Annotated in this window: 17 protein-coding genes; 3 read left to right on the top strand and 14 right to left on the bottom strand. The window is 72.1% G+C overall.

Features of this window, described 5'->3' with window-relative positions; all coding sequences use genetic code 11:
• Window positions 1–32 precede the first annotated feature (32 nt).
• From ACGFZF_RS12970 to ACGFZF_RS12905, 14 genes are all read right to left on the bottom strand, one after another.
• A complete protein-coding gene (locus tag ACGFZF_RS12970) occupies window positions 33–1241 on the bottom strand; it encodes a hypothetical protein (RefSeq protein ID WP_371593880.1) in 1209 nt (402 codons plus the stop codon).
• Window positions 1242–1279: 38 nt separating this feature from the next.
• On the bottom strand, window positions 1280–2545 hold the full coding sequence (locus tag ACGFZF_RS12965; protein WP_371593879.1) for an MFS transporter: 1266 nt from the start codon (window positions 2543–2545) through the stop codon (window positions 1280–1282).
• 82 nt (window positions 2546–2627) lie between these two features.
• Complete coding sequence (locus ACGFZF_RS12960; RefSeq protein ID WP_371593878.1) at window positions 2628–3893, bottom strand: MFS transporter; 1266 nt, start codon at window positions 3891–3893, stop codon at window positions 2628–2630.
• Between the two features lie 94 nt (window positions 3894–3987).
• On the bottom strand, window positions 3988–4845 hold the full coding sequence (locus ACGFZF_RS12955; RefSeq protein WP_371593877.1) for a winged helix-turn-helix transcriptional regulator: 858 nt from the start codon (window positions 4843–4845) through the stop codon (window positions 3988–3990).
• A gap of 53 nt (window positions 4846–4898) precedes the next feature.
• Complete coding sequence (locus ACGFZF_RS12950; protein WP_266354022.1) at window positions 4899–5321, bottom strand: hypothetical protein; 423 nt, start codon at window positions 5319–5321, stop codon at window positions 4899–4901.
• Complete coding sequence (locus tag ACGFZF_RS12945; protein WP_371593876.1) at window positions 5322–5765, bottom strand: hypothetical protein; 444 nt, start codon at window positions 5763–5765, stop codon at window positions 5322–5324.
• Window positions 5765–6205 carry a hypothetical protein gene (locus ACGFZF_RS12940; protein WP_371593875.1) on the bottom strand — a complete coding sequence of 147 codons (441 nt, stop codon included), beginning with the start codon at window positions 6203–6205 and terminating at the stop codon, window positions 5765–5767. Before ACGFZF_RS12940 ends, ACGFZF_RS12945 begins: the two co-directional genes overlap by 1 nt.
• Window positions 6206–6243: 38 nt before the next feature.
• Window positions 6244–6549: an SH3 domain-containing protein gene (locus ACGFZF_RS12935; protein ID WP_266820166.1), complete on the bottom strand. Its 306-nt coding sequence runs from the start codon at window positions 6547–6549 to the stop codon at window positions 6244–6246.
• A 161-nt stretch (window positions 6550–6710) separates the two neighbouring features.
• A complete protein-coding gene (locus ACGFZF_RS12930) occupies window positions 6711–7418 on the bottom strand; it encodes a hypothetical protein (protein ID WP_266354018.1) in 708 nt (235 codons plus the stop codon).
• A gap of 57 nt (window positions 7419–7475) precedes the next feature.
• A complete protein-coding gene (locus tag ACGFZF_RS12925; protein ID WP_371593874.1) occupies window positions 7476–8150 on the bottom strand; it encodes a hypothetical protein in 675 nt (224 codons plus the stop codon).
• Window positions 8147–8785 carry a DUF3631 domain-containing protein gene (locus ACGFZF_RS12920; RefSeq protein ID WP_371593873.1) on the bottom strand — a complete coding sequence of 213 codons (639 nt, stop codon included), beginning with the start codon at window positions 8783–8785 and terminating at the stop codon, window positions 8147–8149. Before ACGFZF_RS12920 ends, ACGFZF_RS12925 begins: the two co-directional genes overlap by 4 nt.
• Window positions 8782–9285, bottom strand: coding sequence for a hypothetical protein (locus ACGFZF_RS12915; protein WP_266354015.1), 504 nt, complete (start codon window positions 9283–9285; stop codon window positions 8782–8784). The genes ACGFZF_RS12920 and ACGFZF_RS12915 overlap by 4 nt, the downstream gene beginning before the upstream one ends.
• Window positions 9282–9911, bottom strand: coding sequence for a DUF4913 domain-containing protein (locus ACGFZF_RS12910; protein WP_371594666.1), 630 nt, complete (start codon window positions 9909–9911; stop codon window positions 9282–9284). The genes ACGFZF_RS12915 and ACGFZF_RS12910 overlap by 4 nt, the downstream gene beginning before the upstream one ends.
• Window positions 9912–10079: 168 nt before the next feature.
• Window positions 10080–10835: a site-specific DNA-methyltransferase gene (locus ACGFZF_RS12905; protein ID WP_371593872.1), complete on the bottom strand. Its 756-nt coding sequence runs from the start codon at window positions 10833–10835 to the stop codon at window positions 10080–10082.
• Window positions 10836–11680: 845 nt separating this feature from the next.
• Between ACGFZF_RS12905 and ACGFZF_RS12900 the strand changes: the two genes are divergently transcribed.
• The 3 genes from ACGFZF_RS12900 to ACGFZF_RS12890 all read left to right on the top strand — a co-directional run bounded on the left by ACGFZF_RS12900 (window position 11681) and on the right by ACGFZF_RS12890 (window position 13943).
• Entirely contained in the window at window positions 11681–12793 is a 1113-nt protein-coding gene (locus ACGFZF_RS12900) for a C40 family peptidase (RefSeq protein WP_371593871.1), read from the top strand.
• A gap of 170 nt (window positions 12794–12963) precedes the next feature.
• Entirely contained in the window at window positions 12964–13266 is a 303-nt protein-coding gene (locus tag ACGFZF_RS12895; protein WP_371594665.1) for a DUF6112 family protein, read from the top strand.
• Window positions 13263–13943: a hypothetical protein gene (locus ACGFZF_RS12890; RefSeq protein ID WP_371593870.1), complete on the top strand. Its 681-nt coding sequence runs from the start codon at window positions 13263–13265 to the stop codon at window positions 13941–13943. The genes ACGFZF_RS12895 and ACGFZF_RS12890 overlap by 4 nt, the downstream gene beginning before the upstream one ends.
• The last annotated feature ends 26 nt before the right edge of the window (window positions 13944–13969 follow it).

Raw genomic sequence — 13969 nt, 5'->3', positions numbered from 1 at the left:
CAAGGGCGTCTCCACGAACGAAGGGGGTGCGGTCAGAGCGTGGTGCTCAGGGCAGCCGGGGCGGCGAGGGCCGGCCGGGGAGGGAGCGCGGAGGGCAACACGGTGTCCAGCCTCCGGATGGCGGCGAGGTCGGCGAGGACCTCGCGCTTGGCACGGGCGCGCAGGACCGGGGTGAAGGTGTCCGGCTCGAGCGTGCCGTCCGCGGTGGCGTACGGGCGAAGCCGGGCCAGGATGCGGGCGGCGGCGGCAGACTGCGCGGCGACGAGGCGGTCGAGGGCCGCGTCGATGGCCTGGCGCCGTAGATCGTGGTCGGGGGCGGCGCGGCGCCGGTCGGTCACCGTGATCGCGTACTGGTGGAACAGGCGGTTGTGTTCGGCTCGGCGCTGCCAGGCCGCGACCAGGAACCGGCGCGCGTTGAGGACCTTGAAGGCGGCGGGTTCGGGGATGTCGGCGAACCCGTTGGGCAGGGAGCCCAGGGCCGAGGAGCTGGAGGCGCGGGCCACCGGCACGGTCAGGCTGGTCAGTTCCTCCAGTGCCGTGTTCCAGCGACGCTGCAGCAGCGGGTGGCGCAGCGCCGGATCGCGGTCGTTCTGATTGCGGGCGTCATCGGCGACAGCGCTGCGGAAGGCCACGGCTCCCATGGACAGCAGGCGGTCGACCTCCGCTGTGCGGGGCGCGGGGAGGTAGCCATCGGCCCAGCCTTCCTCGACGGTGTCGAAGATGTCCTTGGCCAGCGGGCGCGCGGGCAGCCCTGCGGCGGCGTGAGCCTGGGCGAGGAGCTGGGCGAAGAGGACGGGATACGCCTGCGAGAGCCAGCCCCGGGTCGTGGTGACCGTGTCCGTCGAAGGAGTCTCCTCGGATTCGCGCGTGCGGTCTTCGGACCGGCGCAGCGCGGCGCCTTCCCGGTGGACTTGGTGGCGGGCGGTACGGACCTGCCTCAGCTGGCGGGCGGTGCGGGAGGTGCGGGGGTCTCGGCGGTAGGTCATCCGCTCGACGGCGACCTGGAGGTCGCCCTCGGCGAAGGTGAGGGCGTCGCGCAGTTCGTGCAGGCGGGCGGGAGCGTGGAGGAGGTCGTGCTGGGCGGGGCGGAGGTGGCCGCCGGCGTCGGCTATTGCTGCCGTCACCAGGTGCTCGAAGCGCTCCTGCAGGTAGTGGGCGAACGCCTCGTCGTCGAGAGCGGCCACTTCGCGCAGGCGGAGGCGAAGGTGCTGCGGCTGGGGAGAGTCGGTGGGCTCGGGCATGGTGATCCTGTTCGGAATGGCGGGCAGGGCAGGGGAGGTCAGGCGGAGGCCGGGCGGCGGGTGGCCGGATGGGTGCGGAGTTTCGCGAAGGCCACGGCCAGGCCGGCGGCCTGTAGGACGGCGCAGGCGGTGATGGCGTGGCCGAGCAGGTCGGGCGGGGTGAGCGCGACCAGGGCTCCGGCGAGGGGAAACGGGGCGAGGAGCAGCAGGATGATCAGGGAGAGGGTGCTGCCGAACACCTCGGCCGGGACGAGGTGGGCGCGCAGGGTGCGCAGCACCACGGTCATGCCCGCTTCGCCGGCCATCAGCAGCGCCACCAGGACCAGGAAGACGGTGTAGGTGTCGGCGGCTGCCAGAGCCAGGCAGGCCAGGGAGGCAAGGGCGGCTGCGGCAGCCCCGACCGGCCACAGGCCGGCGCGGTCGATCGCGAAGCGGGCGAGGGTGACCATGGCCAGGGAGGCGATGGCGGCGGCCGACCAGACGAGGCCGACCTGGCTGCTGGTGCCGCCGAGTTGCTTGATGACCAGGACGGGGCCTGCGGCCTGCACGAGGCCGATCGCGCAGTTGGACAGCACCAGCCCGACACACAACCACCCCAGGGCGGGCAGCGACCGCAGGGTCCGCCATCCGATCTTGAGTCCCTGGGCGACGGGGACCGGGGCCTCTTGGGGCCAGACGGGACGCTGACGGGGGGCCAGGGCCGCGCCGAGCAGGGAGCAGGCGGCGATGATCAGGAGCATGCCGGTGGCGCCGCTGTACTGGAGCAGCACGCCGGCCAGGGCCGGGCCGGCCAGGGTGGCGCCCTGGTCGATGCCCAGCAGGACGGCCTGGACGCGGTGGGCATGGCCTCCGGCGTCCCGGCTCGCGGCGCCGCCCGCGGTCTCGGCCGCGATGTAGGAGAACTCGGTGAGGACGCCTGTCGTGGCGGCCAGTGTCATGACTGTGATCACGGCGCCGGTTCCCTCGCCCACGGAGGGCAGGACGGCGGCTGCGGCGAGGACGACCGCCGCGCGCAGGACCGAGGCGATGCGAAGGACCCGTGTACTGCCGAACCGGTCCACCGCGGCGCCCGCGAGGGCGAACGCCCCAAGGCGGGGGACCCATTCGAGCATGAAGGCCAAGCCGGTCAGGGTGGCCGAGTCGGTGACGGCCAGGACAAGCAGCGGGATGCCGTACGTGCTCATCGCGAAGGCGCCGGCATCGGCGGTACGCGGGACGTAGACGCCGCGTACGGGTCCGAAGTCGGGAGTGCGGACATGTCGGCCGGTGGGTGGCCGCAGGACGGCAGCGTGCTTGGGGGGCATCGTCTTTCCGGGGTGGGGCGGATACGTTCGGGGAGCAGACCGGCGGGACGGTGACGACGGTCCGAGCGGGCGGCAACAGCGGCTAGCGGGGCGTCGAGACCGAGTGACGCGGGTGGCTGTGGCGTGGGCGGCGGTGGCGGCCCAGGCGTCGGCCGGGGCCGAGTTTGGGGCGGGCGGCGGTCAGGACGGTCAGCGCAGTTGCGGCGCCAGCGGCGGGCAGGGCAGCGAGGATCTGCGGGCTGGTGGAGAGGGCTCCGGCGAGCGCGGTGCCGGCGGCCTGCCCGGTGCCGACCGAGAGGATCAGCCAGGCGTACGCCTCGGTCGTGCGGGAGGCCGGGGCGAGGGCGTCCACCGTGTGGAAGCCATTGGTGATGACCAAGGTGAGGAAGAGGCCCGGTATCCCCACGAGGCCGACGGCCGCTCGGGGGCCTGGGTCGGCCAGCAGGGGAAGCCAGCCGAGGAGGAACAGGAGGCTGGTGCAGAGCAGTTGCGTGGTCGTGGTGCCGGGCCAGGTCCTGCGGGCGTAGACCAGGCCGCCCAGGAAGCTGCCGGTGGAGAACATGGCGGGAAGGAGCCCTGACAGCATCGGCTGCTCCTGTACGGCGGCCATGTCTGCGGCCCAGACGTTCATCGCGCCGAGTGTGAACCCGGTCCCCGCCAGGCCGGCGAACAGCATGACCAGCCCGCTGCTCATCAGCCGTCCGGTACCCGCGCCGCCCTCTGTGGTCGGCCGCCATGTCCTCGACGGACCGGCGGTCAGGACGATCGCCGAGCCCGTCAGGCCGAGTGTCGCGGTCGCCAGCAGAGCGGTGTCGGGGCCGTGCGTAGTCGCCAGCCACGAGGCGAGCAGTGGGCCCACCACGTAGAGGAGTCCCTGCGAGCCGGTATCGAGGGCCTGCACGACGCGCCGCCGCCTCGCATCCGGCAGGACCGTCGGCCACAAAGCCCGCAGTCCGGCCTCCAGGGGCGGGGTGATCAGCCCGGCGAACCCCACGACTGCGGTCACCACCACCTGTTGTCCGTCGGCACCGACCCACGGGAGCGCCAGCAAGCAGGAGGAGTTGAGCACGGCGGCCGGGATGGAGATCCGGGTCTGCCCGTACCTGTCCATCAGCCGGCCCTTGACCGGCTGAGAGAGGCCCGAGGCCAGGCCGTAGAGCGCGGCGAGGAGTCCGCCGAACGCCAGCGTCCCGCCGCCCGCAGTGATCCACAAGACCAGGGAGACGGGGACCATGCCGTTGGGCAGGCGCCCGATCAGGGTGCCGCCCAGCAGGCGGGCAACGTAGCGGCTGCCGAGGACGGATCCGTACGTGGCCGGCGGGGCGGTGGCGGTCAAGCGAGCGGTCAACGGGGGCTTTCCGTCAGGGCTCAGCGCCAGGGGCGCCGGGAGCGAGGGGATACCGGCGGCGGGCGGCCGGAACATGGCAGTGGTCGGTTGGGGTTCACCGGCTCGGTCCGCTGGTCGGTGCGGAGAACAGGTCCATGGGCCGCCACCCGGTGGCCGGGGCGGGGGCCGGCGGCTGGGCGACGGCCACGGCCGGGCTGGTCTTGCGGGCCTGGTGGGCGGCCCACTGCCCGGAGCGGGTGGCTGCCGGGATGCGGGGTGCGCCCCAGACGGGGTGTGCCTGGGCCTCGGGAAGCGGGCGGGCGGTGGCCCAGGTCGAAAGAGCCAGGTAGATCGGGGCGAGGGCCTGGCCCGGGGCGGTCAGCTGCAGCGAGGCGGCGTCATCGCGGGTGACGGCGACCAGGCCGTCGTCGATGAGCCGACGAATCGGCGGGTAGATCGCGCTGGGGCTGTGGTCGGGCATCGCCTCGGCCGAGAGCGCGGCCATGGTTGAGGTCCCACGGGCCTTGAGGGTCCACAGCAGCACGGTGGCGTGCCGGTGACCGATCACGGCGAGGGTGTCCTCGGCGTTCTGCGCAGCCGGTATCCGCTCCGGCTCCGTCCTCCCGGTGACGGGGTTGAGGACGAGGTTCTTCTCCAGGTGTCCGTCGCCCCAGCCCGCCAGGGCGGTCAGCGACGGCATCAGCTCCCGTCCGCGTGCGGTCAGACCGTAGGTGACGTGCAGTCGGGTCTGGGCGGTGCGCTCGACGAGCCCGGCATCCGAGAGCGCCCGCAGCCGCGGGTGGAGCTGGCCGTCGCCGAGCCACGGCAGGTGCTCCTTGAGCTTGGTGTAGCGCAGCGGGCCGGGCTGGGAGGCCAGCGTCATCAGCACCCACACGCTCCAGCGCGGCGTGATCATCTCCAGCGCTTCGGCAACGCGGGGCAGGTCGTTGGAAGGCAGGTGGGCAGCAGCCAAGGCGGTAACTCCAGACGGCGCGGGGTGGACGAGAAGAAGGAGAAAGGAGGGGGTCAGCGCGAGCGGGCAGGCCCGTCAGACGCGACCGGCGGCATGGCCGGTGTGACGGCCGTGGCCTGGGAGGCGGGCGCCGGGGACTCGGTGTCGGGGACACGAGCCAGGCTGTTCAGAACGTCGCCGAGAACCTGGGCGTGGGAGTCGCGGACGGTGACTGCGTGTGCCAGGCGGCGGGTGGCGTCGGAGATGTGGCCGACATCCACGGATTCGATCGTGCGGTCGGGGTGAGTCAGCCGGTGGAGCTGCTCGGTGTGGAAGGCGACGGCGCGGTCGGCGTACTGCAGGGCGGCGAAGCTGTTGAGCAGGGCGTAGCGCATGCTGCCGGGCACGGCGTCCGCGGCGAGGCCGGTGACCGGGCGGCCGTAGAGCGCTTCGATCTGCGCGCCCGCCGCCCGGGAGGCAGAGTACGGATCGGGCACTCAGCGTCCCCGGGCCGCCGCCACGTCCTCGGCGCCGGTGGGCGCGGGCCGTAGGCCGCTGCCCACGACGGCGGACCGGACCTGGAGGGGGGCGGCCGGCGGCCGGGCGGCTGGCGGTGGCATCGCGGAGAGCAGCTTCTCCAGCGCGATGCGGTAGCCGGTGCGGCCGGCCAGTGCGGCCTCCAGCCACTCGGCGTCGAACCGGAGCGTGTCCGAGGACAGCGAGTCCAGTTCGGCGTCGGGGGACATGGCAGCGTGGACACGGTCGCGGACGCGTACGACCTGGGCCTCGGCCAAGGCGAGGAAGGCGCGCAGTTCCAGGGTCCGGACCAGGGCGGGCGAGCTGCCGGGGCGGACCGCGCGCTGGTGCAGCTGGTCCAAGGGCCCGCCGAACACCTGCTCCAGGCGGGCGTCTTGGGTACTGGGCTTGCGAGCGTCGCTCATCAAGCACCACCCCTGATCCGTGCGGGCTGTGCCAGGACGGCAGTGGGCAAGGTCGTTGTCACCCGGGGTCCGAAGCGCCGCTGGATGCGGGCCTGCTCGACGGGGGACTCCAAGAGGAACCGGAGGACCTGCGCCCGACCGTCACGGACGGCAACCGCGCAGTTCACTCGGTGGGCCAACCCCATCACCGGGTCGTCCAGCACGTCCCCCGGCGCCGTCTCCAGCGCGGAGACCAGAGCGTCCTCGGCCGTCTCCACTCCCTGCTGCGCCTCGGTGAGCAGCGCGTACCAGCGGACCACCTGGGTGGCACTGGGGTAGGCGTGCGGAGCGGCCTGGACGGCCTGGGCCAGTTCGGGCAGACCCAGGCTGAACTGGGCCTCGATCCGCTCGGCGAACAAGCCGAGCACGTCGCCGTCGAAGACGTCGGGGATGTCGGACACGAAAGGTGGCTCCTGGAAGAGGGGAACGTACGGGTGGGTCAGTTCGGGCGAAGGCTGCCGTCGCGACGGAGGTCGCCGTCGTCAACCCAGCCGGTGATGCCCGAGGCGGTGGTGACGTGCAGCCAGGCGCCGTCGGTGACCGAAGCCGTGAACGGCTCCCCGCGCCGCAGCACACCGACGGCCGTGGAGTCACCGTCGGCACGGGCATGGACGGCGACGGCGAGCACCGGCTCGGCCCGCCGAGCCGTAAGGGGCGTGACGGGGCTGAGTACCGCGGTGGCGGCGGAACGGGATGGGGTGCCGCTCAGGACGGTGGCGGTGATGGACGCGGGTGTGTGGCACACGGCGGATGGCTCCAGACCAGGCAGAACAACAGGAAGTGACCGCCCTCAGTGGGGCGGTGGTGTTGCAAAGGGTCCGGAGAATCCACGGTTTCCGAAACCGGGGATCGGCGGCTATATTGCGCGCCGCCGGTCCGCCGAAACGGGCTCGGCGAAAGCCGTGTTCAGCGTCCTTGAGGCCGACGGGAGACCGGCGGCACGGGTGTCGCCGGGGCGGTCTGGGCCGGGCTGCGGCGTGCGGTCGGAGCTGGCGGCGGTAGCGCCGGGGCCTCCTCGTCCGACCATGCCTCCCACCAATCGACCGCTGCGGCGTAGGTCTCGAACCCGCCTTCCCGCAGGGTGTGGCTGTTGGAGTCCCAGTCGAACTGCTCCAGCAGGATCCGGAATTCCGGCGCCGCCTGGGGGTCAAGGGAGCGCAGCATCACGACCGTCTGTACGGGGTCGCGCATGTCGTCGGTGTAGCTGGCCAGCAGGGCGAAGTGGTCACCATCTCCGCGGACGCGCGCCTCCAGGGCCCTGGTGCGGTCGTCTGCGGGGTCGTGCACACCCTCCGGTGCGTCGAGCGCGTCGGAGGGACAGCCTCGGGCTATCAGGTACGACTGGGCCATCGCGTACAGCGGGAGTTCCTTGGAGTCGACCTCGAAGGTGCGGGCGCGCAGGTCACGGGAAACGTGAACGGCTCGGAGCTGCGGGCTTCCCGGAATGCCGCACGTGGCTCCCTCGTCGAGGAGGACGAAGTAGGCGTCGGTGTACGTGCGGTACTCGCCGAGCACCTTGAAGGAAGAGATGTCGAGATCTTCGTAGTGCTGCTGATGGCCGTCATCGGCGGGCTCGAAGCCGTCCAGTTCGTAGTCGGGTCGGTGAAGAGGCACGTGTGGCGGGCTTCCGTCTTCAGGGGCGGAGGGGGACGAACCCCGGGGCACCTTGGGTCAGTGCTGTCGGGCTTGTGCCGGCCAGGCCCCGGCCGGGCGGGCAGGCAAAGGCGTGGCCATGGCGGGTGGACGGCGGGTGCCGAGCAGCGCGGTCCGGCCGGTGTCGGTCAAGGCGACCGGCTGGCCGACGGTTAACGCCCGGGACGTGTCCCGGGTGACGAGTCCGTGGGATTCCAGGCGCTGGAATGCCGGAAGGTCGATGAGACGGCCCTGGACTGTTCGGACCGAGACCCGGTGGGTGAGGAGGTGTTCGCGCATCGTGCCGCCGCCGGCGAGCGAGAGGAGCGCCGCGAAGTCGTGCGCCGTCAGCTCGTCGTCAGCGGGGGCGAGGGCCGGGGCGGCGGCCTTGACCGCCTCCAAGGCGGCAGCGACACCCTCCTGCAGCCGGTCGCGGGCGGCCGTGGCCTGGGCCAGGTCGTGCACAGTCCGGCGCAGGCGGTCCAGGAGCGGGGTATCCACGGGGTAGGTGCCGGAGGACAGGCGCTTCAGTACGTTGCGGTGGTAGGCGACCGCGCCCTCGGCATTCACCAGTTCCCGGTGTACGGCAGCGAGCGCGGCCCGCTCCGCCATGAGCAGCCCGCGGAGATGGTCGTGGTGCAGAACGGTCAGGTCGCCGACGACTTGCTCAATGGCGGCGTCCAGGGCGGTTGCCGGGGATTCGCGGGCGGTCACGACGGGCGGCAGTCGCAGTCGGCCGGGATGGCGGCCAGAAAGGGCGAGCGGCGGTAGGACTTGCGGCGCCGGCCGTCGCCGTGGGTGATGTCGCGGCTGGCCACCTCGTACGGGCGCAGCAGGGTGGCCAGGCGGGTCTGGGTGAGTTCGGCGTACGGCCAGCGTCCCTCGGCGATGCCGGGCAGGGTGCGCAGCTCCGCGACGAGGTCGGCGGAGGACAGTGCGTCCGGGCTGCCGTGGAAGGCGAAGACGTCCAGGCAGGCGGCCAGGATGCACGGGGCGGCGAAGGCGGAGACCGCATTCTCGGCGGGGCGACTGGATACGGTCGGCGGCTGCTCGGAGTCGCTGCACGGCGAGCAGCAGGTGTCGGCGCCAAGGAGGTACGAGACCTGTCGGCCCGCCTGCGCATGCTCGACCAGCAGATTGCTCAGGTCGTCGAGTTCCTTGTCCTGGGCGGCTTCGATCGTGGGCTGCGGTCGGCTGGCCCAGGCGCTCAGTTCCGCCTCAACCTCCAGCTGACGCTCGCGAGCATCCAGCAGGGCCTGGTGGCGCGGGTGCGGAGCCGGGCGGGGCTCGAGGAGGGCCGTCATCAGGGCCTGGAGCAGGGAGGAGGACTGGCCGGTGAGGTTGGTCATCGCGAAGGACCCTTCGGGGAATTCGTGGTGGCGATGCGGGCGGGTGCGGGGAGTCCGGGGACCGGGAACGCTGCGGCTGGAGGCGCCGGCATGAAGGCAGGGCGCGGCCGGACTTGTGGCGAGAGAGAGCGAGCCGCGTACGCGCGGGGCCCGGCTGCGGGGCGGGGGCGGCCGACGCGGGCCCGGACGGTGTCGTAGATGTCGTGCTTGGCGCGGGGGCGTACGGCGACGATGTGGACGTTGGTGCGGTGGCTGGATCCGGGTGGCGCCGGGCGGTAGTCGTAGACGATGCGGTACTGCACCCGGGAGCCGAGGTAGAGCTTGCGGTAGCCGGTCAGCTCGGCGGTGAGTTCGGGCCCTCTCACCTGGGCGCGCACGACGTCCTGGATGAGGGCAAGCCCGAGGTCGCGCATGTCACCCGGAGCGGCGAGCAGGTCGTTGAGGGCCTCGGGGTGGAAGGAGAGGCCGAACGCCGGCGGAGGCTGCGGTGGGTGCGTCACAACCCGGCCCCGTCCGGGGCCGGGGCGCCGCCGGTCGTCTGGGCCTCCGACTCGCGGGCGGCGGACCGCGCGGAGGGGCCCGGCCCGCGCAGCAGGCGGTGCTCGGCACGGTCCGGGTCGGTCTGGCAGGCGCTCAGGGGGCCGCCGGGGGCGCGGACGTAGGCCATGCAGTGGGTGAGGAAGTCCCGGTGCCACACGAACATGCCACTGGGGCCGGCCTCGGCGTCCTTGTGCTGGTGGTAGGCCATCCACAGCGCGTGCAGCCACGCGACGACGTCGAGGTGCTCCTGCCACTGCTCGCACCATGGCGCCGCGGTGGTGATCTCGGCGCCGTAGACGTCCATGAGGTGGTCGTCCACCCAGTCCGTCAGCGCAGCGATTTCGTCCTCGTACTCCTCGCCTTCCAGCTCCAAGATCGGCTTGGGGTCCGGCGGCGGGGTGGGGGCGGTGAACGACGGCATGCCGGGGAACCCGGCGAAGGGCATGCTCGCGGCCATCGGGTCCGCAGGCGGCGCGGAGGCCAGTGTGTCGATCACGCGGGCCTGCTCGGCCGACTGGTCCAGCAGCTTGCGGACGGACGCCTCGATCGATTCGAGGTCAGCGTCCGGCAGACGGACCGGCTCCATTTCCCCGCCATGGCGGGGCTCGACAGATTCGGACACGAAAGGGGTTCTCCTTGCAGCCAGGGCCGTGAATTCGATGGCCCTGATGGTCCGGAGAATCCCCGGTTTCGGAAACCGGGGATCTGCCGCTATATTCCGCCTGCCACGGGATCGGGCTGTGGTGCAGCCCGGTCAGGAGGTCAGGTCGAAATCGCCCTGGGAATACACCTGCCGGACCGTCTCGGTGAGGCGCTCGGAGGCAACAGCCGCGTACTCCTTCGTCTTCTCGATGCCGATGAAGTCGCGACCCTCCAACAGCGCGGCGACCCCGGTGCTGCCCGATCCGGCGCAGAAGTCGAGCACGGTGCCGCCGAGAGGGGCGATCTTCACCACCTCCCGCATCACCTCGACCGGCTTCTGCGTGATGTGCCGGCGAGCCTTGCCCGAGGGCTGCGAGGCGCTGTACAAGCCGGGCAGGTAGACCGGGTTCGCGGCGGCGTCGATCTTGCCCTTCGCGCCCCAGACGATGAACTCGCAGTCCTGCCGGAACTTACCCTTCTGCGGCCTGGCCTGCGGCTTGTGCCAGGTCAGGACGCCCAGCCACAGCCAGCCAGCGGCCTGGAGCGCGTCCGTGGTCGCCGGCAGCTGCCGCCAGTCGGTGAACAGCAGCGCCGTGCCCCCGACCTTGGTGGCCCGGTGGGCCTCGGTCATGATCTGGGTCAGCCAGAGCGTGTACGAGCGCTGGTCCATGTTCTCGCCGACAAAGTCCGGCAGGGCGTGCTGGGCGTCCGCGGAGACGTACTTCTGGCGGGCTGAGCGGCTCGTGCGCTCCTTGGCAGTTCGGCCGCCGCTGTTGTACGGCGGGTCGGTGATGACGGAATCGGCGCAGCCGTCGGGCAGAGTCGCGAGCACGCTGAGCGCGTCGCCCTGGTGAAGGGAAAACGACAAAGGGGAACCCCAATTCGGTGAGGGATGCAGACGGGAAGGCTCCAGACCGTGCGGCGGCCATCGCAAGACATGCGGGCAGGCGGCGCGGGGAGGTCCCAAACTGTAGGTGACGATTCCCGGTTGAGACGCATCGCCGACCAAGAACCCCGGAAATCAGGCGGATTCCGCCCGTGATTTCGGTGACCGGGGATTCGGGCTTACTGTCTTGTCACTGCCCGGCGGACACCGCTGATGGCGACCCTTCCCCGTTTCCCCCTCTCCCGCAGGAGGCCCCTGTGTTCCGTCCGTGACCCCGCACGCAGCCATCGCTGCCGCCTCGCCGTTCCCTGCCCGCCCGCCCGCCCGCCGCAGACCCTGACAGGGAGGCCGCCCATGTACCGCCCCTGCTGACCTCGCCCGTGTTCCCCGCAACTGCGCCGGCCGAGGAGGTGCCGCTCATGTTCCGCCCGTAATCCCCTTCCGCCCTGGTGGGCGAGGCAACGCTCACCAGGCACCCCAGTTCGATCCCGGTCTCCCGCCCCGGCACCCCTCCAGGAGTTCGCTGATGTTCCGCCCGTAAGACGCCCCGCCGTCCCGCTCTTCACCAGCCCGCCGCTGCGGGCCACTCCTTGAACGTCCCAGGAGGCACACCCATGTTCCGCCCGTAACCTCCCCCCGTCCCACCGGGTGTGTGAGGCAACACGCACCCGAGCCGGGGCTCTTCGCCCACCTCCACCGCTCCGGCCGCACGGCCCTCCCCCTTCACACCGTGCGGCCGGGGCCCACCCCGAGGACCTCCCCGTGACCCCTTCCTCTCCATCCCCACGTGACATCCCCGCAGCCCGCCGGCCGGAGGCCGCCCGGGAGTGAAAGGCATCGCCGCCGCGATCGGCGTGCTCTGCCTCTCCCCCGCGCTGCTGGCTGGCACCGCCGTCCTCGCCGCAGCCGCGAGCCACTCCTCGCGCCCGGGCACCTCCTGCGTCACCGACTCGGTCGACACCGACGCCGTACGGCGCCAGGTCGCCGCCGTCCTCGGCGGGTCAGGCGCTCAGAACGTCCACGTCGAGGGCCTGGACCTGCCCGCCGAGCAGATTCCCCACGCCCGGACCATCGTCGCCACCGGCATCACGCTCGAAGTGCCCGAGCGCGGCCAGATCGTGGCCCTGGCCACCGCCATCCAGGAATCCCGGCTGCGCAACCTCGGCTACGGCGACCGCGACTCGCTGGGCCTTTTCCAGCAGCGGCCCAGCCAGGGATGGGGTACCCCCGCCCAGGTCGGCGACCCCGTCTACGCCAGCACGAAGTTCTACCAGGGCCTGCTGAAGGTCCCCGGCTGGCAGCAGATGACGATCACCCAAGCCGCGCAGGCCGTCCAGCTGAGCGGATTCCCCGGCGCCTACGCCCAGTGGGAACCTCTCGCCCGCGCTCTGCAGCAGGCCATCGCCCCGACGCTGAAGGACTCAGCGCCGCCCGCCGACGGCCAGACCCCGCGCCTCCCTGCGACAGACCCGTGCACCCCGGGCGAAGACGGCAGCGGCTCCGGACCGATCCCCGAAGGGGCGGTCCCCAAGGGGTACTCGATCCCCGCCGACGCCGACCCCCGCGCCAAGACGGCCATCACCTGGGCCATGAACCAGCTCGGCACCCTCTACCAGTGGGGCGGCTCGTGCCTGGATCCGCACGGTCCGGACCCGATGGGCCGTTGCGACTGCAGCTCGCTGACCCAGCAGGCGTACAAGAAGGCCGGGATCACTCTGACCCGGACCACGTACACCCAGGTCAAGGAAGGCAACGCCGTCCCGCTGAACCAACTTCGCCCCGGCGACCTGGTGTTCAGCCGCGGCACCCCGGCGGTCCCCGAGCACGTCGGCATCTACGCCGGCCACGGCTACGTCATCGAGGCCCCGCGCACCACAAAGCCGGTCCGCTTCAGCACCCTCGCCGACTACGCCGCCCACAGCGCACGCCGTCTCCCGTGACACCGGTCCGCCCGGCCAGCCCTTGAGGCACCGGGCGGACCGGACCACCTTCGCGCCGCAGAGCGCCCCTTTCCCCTCCCCCCTTTTTCTTCCTGTTCCCGGCAGGGCCCGTCGTGTCCTGCGCATGCAAGGAGCGCACCGCCATCTCCCCCGCCAATCTCACTCCACCCCTGTCCGAACGCATCACCCTGCTTGCCTACGATCCGGGCGTCTCACCCAAGGGCGGCGGCCTGCCCGGCCTCGACGTCCTGCGCACCGTCGTGAACTCGATCAACCTGTTCGGGATCGTGGCCGTGGTCGGCGCCCTGGCCGTCAGCCTCGGCGTCTGGGCCTGGGGCCACCACTCCGGCGGCCACCAGGCCGAAGCCAACGGCAAGAAGGGCGCCGTCGTGGCCGCGGGCGCGGCCCTCGGCCTGGGCGCGGCCAACGGCATCGTGGCGTTCTTCAGCGCGCTCGGCCAGCAGGTCCGATGAGGAAACGTTCCCTCGACGTGCTCGGCCTGGGCTGGCAGCCACCCCGGCGCGTCCTGCTTTTCGCCGGTGTACTGGCCGCGCTGCTCGTCCTCGCCGGCGCCGTCGCCTGGTGGACCGGGAGCCACCAGAGCCCCGAGGCATCCGGCAAGCAGACCAGCCCGACCGGTGCACGGAAGGCCCCCTCCGCTCCCGTACCGACAGCGCCCGCAGGAGGGTCCGCGGTCGCCGGGCCGCCGCCGATCTCCGATCCGCTCGTGTTCGCCCGGGCGAGCGCGGTGATGCTGTGGACCTTCGATGCCCGCACTACCAGCCGCGACGCCCAGCTCGCCGGCATGCACAGCTGGATGACCGGCGAGTCCGCATACGCGGACTGGGACTCCGTCCAGGCCCAGATCCCCGACCCGGTGCTGTGGTCACGGCTGAAGGACAACGGCCAGCACGCCAGCGCCACCACGTCGGAGGCGCACTTTCCGTCCGCGTTCAAGCAGGCCCTGGCCGACAACCCGCAAGCCATCACCGAGGCGTACATCTACGCCGTCACGGTGCGCGGCAAAACCCAGCTCGCCTGGAACGGAGGCGGAGGCGGTGCCGAAGACCGGCAGATCACCCTCGCCATCCAGTGCCGACCCGGCAAGGACTGCCGCCTGGTCGCCATAGCCCCGCGCGTCGCCCCGTAGCCACCGCCTGTACCTCCCGAAAGGAC

The sequence above is a fragment of the Streptomyces sp. NPDC048338 genome, assembly GCF_043201055.1.
GTDB lineage: Bacteria > Actinomycetota > Actinomycetes > Streptomycetales > Streptomycetaceae > Streptomyces.
This window is presented reverse-complemented; position numbering and strand designations above follow the sequence as displayed.